Below are 9,541 nucleotides of genomic sequence, written 5' to 3' on the forward strand. Positions count from 1 at the left end.
CTAATCCACCCGCTTATGCTATGGGTAACCCCACGTAAAATCTGGAACGCTGCAAAAATACTCTGGTCTTACTACCTGACCCGCCTGCTGCAACGACCCATTCAATGGGGTGTGCCTTTCACCATTTCCATCGAACCCACCACCGCCTGTAACCTGCGTTGCCCGGAATGCCCCAGCGGTTTGCGTTCTTTTTCTCGTCCTACTGGTAATTTGCGTGCTGATTTTTTTCGCCGCACCATTGATGACCTCTACCGCGATTTGTATTTCCTGATTTTTTATTTCCAGGGAGAACCGTACATCAATCCCGAATTTCTGGATATGGTCAAGTACGCTTCCCAAAAAGGCATTTACACCATCACGTCCACCAATGGTCACTTTTTGAGTGACGAAAATGCCCGCCGCACCATCGAGTCGGGCCTGGATCGACTGATCATTTCGGTAGATGGCAGCACCCAGGAGGTATATGAACAGTACCGCAAAAGTGGAAACCTTGATCTGGTCCTTCAGGGCGCTCGAAACGTGGTAAAATGGAAAAAGCAATTGGGTTCAAAAACTCCACATCTCATTTTTCAGTTTTTGGTGGTGCGCCCCAATGAGCACCAGATTCCCGAAATCTACCGCCTGGCCAAAGAGATTGGCATTGACGAAGTCAAACTAAAAACGGCTCAGATCTACGATTATTCCCAAGGCAATCCATTAATCCCGGTTCAGGATCAATATTCCAGGTATCGGAAACAAGCAGATGGGAGCTACCGCATCAAAAATAAATTGCTCAATCATTGTTGGAAACTGTGGCATGCCTGCGTGATTACCTGGGATGGGATGGTTGTGCCTTGTTGCTTTGACAAAGACGCACAATACCGGATGGGAAACCTGCAAGACCAATCCTTGCGAAAGGTTTGGCAGCAAAAGCCCTATCAGGAATTCCGCAAAAATATCCTTAAAGGCCGCGACCAAATTGACATCTGTACCAACTGTACCGAGGGTTGCAAGGTTTGGGCATAAAAAAATGCTCAAAATATTATTTGGTTAAAGTGTTGCATTTATACCTAGAATGTCTGTACCGTTTTTTTCAACCTGCTCTAACATTTTCATTACGATAATTTCACAAAATTTGGCCACTCCCTGTTTCATCACAGAAAAGTAAAGTTTTGAAAATTTAATGAAAAAAAATTGTATTACTTGAATAAAGATTAGATCTTTAACTTCACATCGCTTGAAATACTACAGAATTTACCACTTAGTGTTATTGAAGGGTAGCTTCCAAAAGCTACCAGCGGGAATTATTTGTGAGAACCACTAAAGTAATCGCCTTAGTTAGCTGACACATGTCAACCCGTCGCTTGTTGAGTCAATGCGAATGAGCGAAGATGTGTTTCACTTACACGAATCTCTTAGCCTCAATCACGATGTTAACGCAGATTCTAGTGAATTGTTGTCTCTACACTACCTGTAGTAAAACGCAGTGACGAATTTGTTTTTAAGGAGCGCAATTGAACAGTAAGCAACCATATTTTTAAGAGGCTTTTAAAATTCAGCAAAAATGCTTTTCAAAATAATCCTGTCTGGTCATCTGGAATTCGGAACTGACAGAACATTTGATCTTGTCTTGAATATGTTTCAGCAACGTGCAGAAACATATTACAAAAATGACATCCTGCTGAAACCCATCGATATTTTCATATCTGAAAAAAGCATGTTGGATATCCCTCGGGTAATTATTCCAACCGCCCCTGAAAAATCATGGCGCAATACTGTTCATCTTTTAGAGACCATTTCTCAATACGCCGTAGCTGGCAACATTGGTGCCTGGAAGCTGGACAGTGGCTCTCTGGTTGAACATGCTCTTCTGGAGCCCAAAGGCGACAAGACTGCCGTTCAATCCTACTTGCGCGGCAGAGAATTGCTGGTTCAAGGCCAACAAACTGAAGCCCGCGATGCGTTGAGTGCTGCCATCGCAAAATTTACCCGCCATGCCCTGGCTTACGAACGCAGAGGCTACGTCAACTATAAATTGGGCAATGTCAGCGATGCATTGTACGATTTTTCAAAAAGCATTGATATTTATCCGCATAGCCCAGATGCTTACATGGGTCGTGCTATTGTACGCCTGCACCAAAAAAGCTACGCTGCCGCAGCCAGCGATTTGGATATGGCCATCAAAACATCCATTCCTCATCAACCCATTCACTGGCGCGCCCGCCGCATGAAAGGCGAATGCCATGTTGAGTTGAATGAATATGCAAAAGCTGAGTTTGAATTAAAATTGGTGACCAACAAGACCTTCAATATCGATGATTCAAATGCCGCCTGGCAGCCAACCGCATACTACAACTACGGTCGTGCCTTGTACGGCAATGGCAAATTCAAGGAAGCATTCCAGGCCGCAGATAAAGCGCGGAATCTCGCAACTGAACCTTCTGCCGATATGTTGCAATTTGTACATACTGCCGCTGAAAAAGCTGGAGTATCTAAGGGGCGATAATACAAATATACCGGAGTGGTGATTTCAGATTTTGGCTGGTTTTTTCAAGCCTGCAAGAGCTACCAAAATCTGAAATCCCAAAATCATCGCTATCTTGTGGCAAAAATCGAGTACCATGATAAAGTCGGTTTGTGCCAATTCCCTCCTTCTCTATGCCCTTCTTCTTTTGGGCAGTTTCTCTTGCCAACTTGGCACCAAAAATCCAATCGATCCAGAAACTGAAAAACTCCAACGGGAAGTAGATAGTCTGCGTCAAGTCAAAGAAGCACTGCAAGATGAACTGCAAACGACCAAAGACGAGGAAGAAACCCCAGCAGTAAACCCGCCAATCACGCCCACCAATACTGCCGATTCAGAAGGAATTCCGCTGAAGGTAATTGCTGCGAAAAAAAATTTTGATGCCAATTTTAATCCAGAACTGCGCATTACTTTCAGAAATACGGCAGCCAAAAAGGTTGTATCCACCATTATCGCCGTAGATTTTAGTTTCAACAGCACCGAGATCTCTCCAAATTGCCATTTTGAAAAAACGCTTCCTCTAAACCTGACCTCCGAGACCACCCAAACCGTCAACATTCCAATTCCTGCCGCCTACGGCAAAAACTGTGCAGACAAAGCATGGGTAGTGGTAAAAGAAATTACTTATGCGGATGGCACTAAAGAATGAGCACTCCTCCGAATCAACCTATTTACTCGATATAATAATTACACAATGGAAACTTCAAACCAGACCTTTGCCCAATTCCTGAACTCCCTGCGCATCCTACACGCAGCCATGGTTTTTGGATTGATCCTCTTTTTAGCGGTTGTTCACTTTGGACTCCAACCAGATCCAACAGTATTTAATGCACCAAACCCTGCGTTGCTTGTCAACATCGCTGCTGGTTTACTCACCATTTGTACTGCTGTTGGCTACTGGTTATTCGGTCAACGCCTGAAAATGTTGCGCACAGCTGCTGATTTGAATCAAAAACTACTCGATTACCGTTCGGCAAGCATCATCAAATTTGCTTTGATTGAAGGGCCCACTTTGGCCTCCATTGTTTTTTATCTGCTCACCGCCAATACCGTTCTAATCGGTATCGCCGGAGTTGGCATTGTAGTGATGGTTATCAACCACCCTACGGCAATGAAGGTCAAAATGGATTTGGAACTTAGTAACGAGATTTAAATCAAGTTACATTCTGACTGTCTCTTTTTTGATTTCCGTCCCTTACACCCGAGTAAGTTTGACCGGAGGCGTAAAGTTGGCATTCCATTGGCATACGTACACGCTTTTGTCATTGTCCACACATACATCGTGACCATGGTGGAATACGCGATTGCTCAACGCCGTTGAGGGCAACAACACTCCGTTTTTGTACGTAGGTTCGGTACCTCCAGGATTGGAGACAATTTTATTGTTGGCATCTAGAATGGTTACAAAGCCAGAGCCATCCTGCCGATTGCCCGCCGCATCTTTTGACCAGCATACCCCTGCATAAAGATTGGTATCGTCCATTACCGGGCGACAAACGTACAAGCCAGGCATATCGATGCGCTTGATGAATTTGCCGTCCAGCGTGAAGACTTTGAAGCAAGTCTCTTCGCGAGAAGTACACACCAGCACGGGATTGTTTTTGTCGCGGGTGTCTATCGCCACGCCGTGGGCATTGACCAGGTTGTGTTCCTTGTTGGCGTTGTTGCGGCCACCAAAATGGCGGATGTATTGCCCTTTGCTGTTGTATTGGATGATGTAATCAGAGCCATAGCCGTCTGCCACATAGATGTCACCATTGGGCGCAACGGCAGTTTCGGTGGGCTGGAAGCGCTCATCATCCTTATAAATACCAATTGTACGCGGGTGGCCAATGGTGAAAATGATGCGACCGGTAAGGTCGGTTTTGACCACCTGCCCAGCCTGGCTTTTCCAACTGCCGTATTTGTCCTGGTAATAGCCACAATCTACGATCAACAGAAAATCTTCACCGCCTTCCTTGGAAAGCGACAAGCCATGGCCACCGGGAAAAGAACTGCCCCAATAATCGAGTAAAGCACCCGATTTGTCAAAAATCAAAATGTTGTTGCGGGTATTGTCCCCCAGCATGATCAAACGCCCTTTGCTGTCCTGCACCATTTCATGGCAATTGAACAAGGGGTTGCTGTTGACACTGATTTTTGCCCAGCCCTTGTCCACTTTGTACTTGAAACCACCATGTCCAATGATGGTTTCTTCGGGCTGGAGTTCTGGGTGCAAAATGGAGAAGCCCAAAGTTGGGCTGGCAACCACTGCTGCTGAAGCAAGTGCAGCATTGCGCATAAATGTTCTACGTGGGTTCATATCTGATGATTGATGAATGAAAATTTTTTAAGCATACTGATCCCTATGCCAAAATGCCTTTCACTACTTGTCCTTGTACATCCGTGAGCCGAAAGCGGCGGCCCTGAAACTTGTAAATCAGCTGCTCATGGTCGATCCCCATCAGGTACATCAGCGTGGCGTGAAAATCATGCACATGCACTGGGTTTTTGATGATGTTGTAGCTAAAATCATCGGTTTCGCCGAAACTTATCCCTGCTTTGACGCCAGCCCCGGCCATCCACATCGTGAAGCAGCGCGGGTGGTGGTCGCGGCCATAATTGTCAGCCGTGAGGATGCCTTGGGAATACACCGTGCGCCCAAACTCACCTCCCCAAATGACCAGAGTATCTTCCAATAGTCCTCTTCTTTTTAGGTCGGTGATGAACGCCGCCGTTGGCTGGTCTATCGTTTGGCACTGCTGCTTCATTCCTGCGGGCAAACCACCGTGGTGGTCCCATCCTTGGTGGTACAACTGGACGAACTTAACATCTTTCTCCAATAATTTTCGTGCCAAAATGCAATTGGCAGCATAAGTTCCTTGATCACGGCTGGTCGGGCCATACAATTCAAAAACCTCATCCGACTCTTTGGAAATGTCCATCACCTCTGGCACAGAGGTCTGCATGCGGAAGGCCATTTCGTACTGGGCAATGCGGGCATTGACTTCGGGGTCGCCATAAGCTTCGTTTTGCAACTGATTGAGCTGCTTGAGGTAACCCAGCATTTCGGAACGATCCTGGCCATCGTAGCCTTCCGGGTTGTTGAGGAACAAAACGGGGTCTTTGCCCGAACGAAATTGCACCCCCTGGTGCTCGGATGGCAAAAACCCATTGCCCCACAACCGCGCATACAAGGGCTGATCGCGGGGGGCATCTTTGGAAACGAGTACAATGAAAGTGGGCAAATTCTGATTATCGGTACCTAGGCCATAACTGATCCAGGAACCAATGGAAGGTCGACCAGGGAGCTGGTTTCCGGTTTGGAAAAAAGTCAGCGCTGGGTCGTGGTTGATGGCTTCTGAGTAAATGGACTTGACGATGCACAAATCATCAACTACTTGAGCAGTATGCGGCAGCAGTTCACTGACCCAAGTCTGGCTTTTGCCATGTTGGTTGAATTTGTAAAGAGATGGCGCGATGGGTAAGGCACTCTGATTGGCACTCATGCCCGTGAGGCGTTGGCCTTTGCGCACAGAGTCGGGCAAGTCTTTTCCTAGCATGCTTTGGAGCTTGGGTTTGTAGTCAAAAGTCTCCAACTGCGATGGGCCGCCACTCATGAACAAGTACACCACTCGTTTGGCCTTGGGGGCAAAATGCGGCAAGGCATTCAGCACGGCTTGCTGAAAATCAACGCCAGGAGAAGCCGACATGGGAGCGGAGCTGGTGCGGGTACTCAGCAAAGTACCAGTGGCCAACGCGCCCAATCCCATGGCGGTTTTGAGCAAAAAATTGCGCCGATCCCATTGTTTGTTCAAGGGCTCGAAATCTGGAGTATGGAGTCGAAAAGGGTCATGATCGTGCTGTCCCATGTGCTTTGTGTTTTCAAAAATTCAATACTTGACTTCGCCATTCCTAATTTTTCCACCACCTCAGACACCTCAGACACCTAAGATTCACCTGAGTCAATGCGTAATTTTATCTCTAGGTGTTTCTTAGGTGTCTGAGGTGCCTTAGGTGGTGGAAAAACAAAGCAGCGAAGCTGCACCAATATTCCATTTTACCTATAAAAAACTCAAAGTCAACCTATTACCTCCTCGTCAAACAGGCATCCGAGTTCAAAATGGTGTTGGCTACCACGGCATTTGCGGCCACGGTGGCTACATCCAAGCTGCTATCGACTTCGAACAGACCTGCCTTCAACCAACCCTCTGTTTTTTCAGGGTGTTGCCTGAATTTTTCCTCCTGATTGCGCTGCAACTTGAGTAGCAGGTCAACTTCTGCAAGAGAGGGTTGCCGTCCAGTGAGTCTGCGGTATACCTCAACCACGGCCTTGCGGACGTCGGACATCCTGCACATTTGCTCTCCCAATACTTTGGATGCCTCCAAAAAAGTAGGATCGTTCAAAGTCACTAAAGCCTGAAGAGGCGTATTCGTCTTTTGGCGGCGCACCACACAATAACTGCGCGATTCTGCGTCAAAAGTGGCCAAAGTAGGATTGGGTACCGAGCGTTTGACCACGACGTACACACTGCGGCGGTACACTTCATCGGTGGTATCTTGCGCATAATTTGCGCTGTTGATTTCCCAAAGTCCCTCAGGTTGGTAAGGCATAACGCTTTTGCCACCGATTTTCGGGTTCAGCAAACCACTGGCCAGCAGGGCGTTGTCGCGAATCATTTCTGCCGACATGCGGTAGGCTGGGCCTCGTGCCAGGTGGCGGTTTTCGGGGTCTTTTTCGCGCAGCGATTTGCTTACTTTGGAATCTTGCCGATAGGTGGCCGACATCACAATGAGTTTGTTCAAGGCCTTGATGTCCCAGCCCGATTCCATGAACGTTACAGCCAGCCAGTCGAGCAATTGCAGGTGACTAGGTAACTCGCCCTGATTGCCAAAATCTTCGGCGGTTTTGACCAAACCGGTACCGAAAAAGTTTTGCCAAAACCGATTGACCGCCACCCTAGCGGTGAGCGGATGCTCGGGCAAGCAAAGCCACTGCGCCAACCCCAGGCGATTTTTGGGTAAGTTTTTCGGAAAAGGTAAAATCGCTGCGGGTGTATTCGGAAACACTTCTTGTCCTGGCATGTCGTAGTTGCCACGCCGGAGCAGGAAGGTCTTTTTCGGTTTGGGCATTTCTTGCATCACCATCAGTTCTTCTATTTGTGCGCTGGAGTCCGAGAGTTCGGTGCGGCTAATTCGTAGTTGCTTTTGCGCAGCGAGGAGATGGGGCGAAACGCAGCGCTGGTAATAATCTTTTAAAATGGCAGTCTCTTCTGCGTTCAGTTTCGACTGTTGTTTGGAGGCGATGCTTGTCCAGGATTGTTTCTGCGCCAAAACCTCCACTTCAAACGGTGTTAACTCGCGTTGGTACACGATGATGTCGTCTACCTGGCCGCCTTTGAAGCCCAGACCCCGCCACCAGGCCCCGATTTGGAGACCAAGTTCGGGATCGGAATTGAAAATGATGTCTTTGTACAGTTGATCCATGGTGGTTTCCATGGCCAGTGCTTGGCCGTCCAGATACAAATTGAAGCCACTGGCCCGGGAGGAGCCATCGTAGGTCATGGTCAACTGGATCCAGCGATCGCGCGGCACGGGTTGCTGGCTGATTTTGGTGAGGGCGTTGGAAGGCGCGGTATGCGCCATATTGATCTCCAGTTGATCGTTTCTGAGGTACAAATGATAGCCCCGGAAATTGTACAAACGTTCTGCACTGCTTTTGTGAAAAATGACCCCCTCTTTGAGCCCTTTTGGGATTTTGACTTTGATGCCGATACTAAATGGTTCCGATTTGCGAAAAACACCGACTTCGTTTAAGTCGAGGTAGATGTCGCCTTCCATCGCCAGGGCCTTACCGGACTTGGTGGACACAAAATCGGGTTTGTCACCAGTCATGCCCGTTTCGCGCTTCATGATCCCGACTTGTTTGGGATTGAGGTTGTTTTTTAAATCGTCAGCATCGAAAGTGTAATGGGCTTGCAGGCCGTTTTGGGGGATTTTTTCTATGGCCAATGCCTGGTAAGCTCCGGTTTTCAGCCATTGTTGGAAATCTGGCTTGCTTTGGGCTTTTAGCTGATTTATTTTTTCCTCTTGGGTTGCAATGGTTTTTTTGATGAATTGAATGATTTTTTCTTGTTTTTCGGTTGGCAGCATCAAGGTAGGTGTAGGAGTAGCACTGTTCCAGGAGATTTGCCCCGCTTCTTTTACGTTGTTGAAAAAAGAAAAAATCTCATAATAATTCTGCTGCGAAAGCGGGTCGTACTTGTGGTCATGGCATTTGGCGCAGCCCAGAGAAAGTCCCATGAAGGCTTGCCCAAAGGTATTGGTACGGTCTATGACGTATTCGGTCTGAAACTCTTCCTCGATGATGCCTCCCTCCATGTTTTGGGGATGGTTGCGGTTGAAGGCAGTGGCGATGATCATGTCTTTGCTGGGCTTGGGCAGCAGATCACCAGCCAATTGCCACTGGATGAATTGATCGTAGGGTTGATTTTTGTTGAAAGCCTGGATGACCCAATCGCGGTAAGGCGACATGTCGCGCAGGCGATCCACGGTGTAGCCATGTGAATCAGCAAAACGTGCGAGATCCAGCCAATCTACCGCCATCTTTTCGCCGTAATTGGGGGAGTTGAGTAGGCGATCTACTTGTTTTTCGTAGGCATTTTGCGAGTTGTCTTTTAGAAATGCGTCGATTTCGGCCATGGTTGGAGGCAAGCCCGTAAGGTCGAGAGACAAACGGCGCAGCAGGATTTCTTTGGGTGCCTCTGGAGAAGGGTTTAGTTTTTCTTCCTCCAGTTTTTGCCCGATGAAATTGTCGATGGGATTTTTGACCCAATCGGACTGTTTAACCCGAGGTACTTTTCCTTTTTTAGGTACCACAAAGGCCCAGTGGGGCTGGTACTCAGCCCCATCTTTGATCCATTTGATCAGAATGGCTTTTTCCCGCTTGCTCAAACTGAGGTGCGATTTGGGCGAAGGCATCAAGTATTCGGGATCGGTGGAAATGATGCGGTGGAAAACTTCGCTGCGGCGCAAACTGCCTTTGGCAATGGCTACTTT

The 9,541-nt window shown here is 47.8% G+C and carries 7 protein-coding genes; 4 read left to right on the top strand and 3 right to left on the bottom strand.

From position 1 onward, the window contains the following. Positions 1 to 15: 15 nt before the first annotated feature. The 4 genes from ABW391_RS13240 to ABW391_RS13255 all read left to right on the top strand — a co-directional run bounded on the left by ABW391_RS13240 (position 16) and on the right by ABW391_RS13255 (position 3,656). Positions 16 to 1,005 carry a radical SAM/SPASM domain-containing protein gene (locus tag ABW391_RS13240; protein ID WP_353482361.1) on the top strand — a complete coding sequence of 330 codons (990 nt, stop codon included), beginning with the start codon at positions 16 to 18 and terminating at the stop codon, positions 1,003 to 1,005. Between the two features lie 538 nt (positions 1,006 to 1,543). Then, complete coding sequence (locus tag ABW391_RS13245) at positions 1,544 to 2,485, top strand: tetratricopeptide repeat protein (protein ID WP_353482355.1); 942 nt, start codon at positions 1,544 to 1,546, stop codon at positions 2,483 to 2,485. A gap of 115 nt (positions 2,486 to 2,600) precedes the next feature. Continuing rightward, the gene (locus ABW391_RS13250; protein ID WP_353482356.1) at positions 2,601 to 3,152 is read left to right on the top strand and encodes a coiled-coil domain-containing protein; all 552 of its coding nucleotides are present in this window, start codon (positions 2,601 to 2,603) and stop codon (positions 3,150 to 3,152) included. Between the two features lie 45 nt (positions 3,153 to 3,197). After that, positions 3,198 to 3,656 carry a hypothetical protein gene (locus tag ABW391_RS13255; RefSeq protein ID WP_353482357.1) on the top strand — a complete coding sequence of 153 codons (459 nt, stop codon included), beginning with the start codon at positions 3,198 to 3,200 and terminating at the stop codon, positions 3,654 to 3,656. A gap of 42 nt (positions 3,657 to 3,698) precedes the next feature. On the opposite strand, the gene ABW391_RS13260 is transcribed toward ABW391_RS13255, so the two are convergent. From ABW391_RS13260 to ABW391_RS13270, 3 genes are all read right to left on the bottom strand, one after another. After that, positions 3,699 to 4,805, bottom strand: coding sequence for an NHL repeat-containing protein (locus ABW391_RS13260; RefSeq protein WP_353482358.1), 1,107 nt, complete (start codon positions 4,803 to 4,805; stop codon positions 3,699 to 3,701). A 43-nt stretch (positions 4,806 to 4,848) separates the two neighbouring features. Then, positions 4,849 to 6,354, bottom strand: a complete 1,506-nt coding sequence (locus tag ABW391_RS13265) for a DUF1501 domain-containing protein (protein ID WP_353482359.1) — start codon at positions 6,352 to 6,354, stop codon at positions 4,849 to 4,851. A 217-nt stretch (positions 6,355 to 6,571) separates the two neighbouring features. Further along, a partial coding sequence (locus ABW391_RS13270) for a DUF1553 domain-containing protein (RefSeq protein ID WP_353482360.1) occupies positions 6,572 to 9,541 on the bottom strand: 2,970 nt, incomplete at its 5' end.

Origin of the sequence: Haliscomenobacter sp. (assembly GCF_040403615.1) — a bacterium.
Lineage (GTDB): Bacteria > Bacteroidota > Bacteroidia > Chitinophagales > Saprospiraceae > Haliscomenobacter.

Coding starts and splice junctions, on each gene's coding strand:
- ABW391_RS13245 (WP_353482355.1), top strand. CDS start 1,544: ATGCTTTTCAAAATAATCCTGTCTGGTCATCTGGAATTCGGAACTGAC.
- ABW391_RS13265 (WP_353482359.1), bottom strand. CDS start 6,354: ATGGGACAGCACGATCATGACCCTTTTCGACTCCATACTCCAGATTTC.
- ABW391_RS13260 (WP_353482358.1), bottom strand. CDS start 4,805: ATGAACCCACGTAGAACATTTATGCGCAATGCTGCACTTGCTTCAGCA.
- ABW391_RS13240 (WP_353482361.1), top strand. CDS start 16: ATGCTATGGGTAACCCCACGTAAAATCTGGAACGCTGCAAAAATACTC.
- ABW391_RS13255 (WP_353482357.1), top strand. CDS start 3,198: ATGGAAACTTCAAACCAGACCTTTGCCCAATTCCTGAACTCCCTGCGC.
- ABW391_RS13250 (WP_353482356.1), top strand. CDS start 2,601: ATGATAAAGTCGGTTTGTGCCAATTCCCTCCTTCTCTATGCCCTTCTT.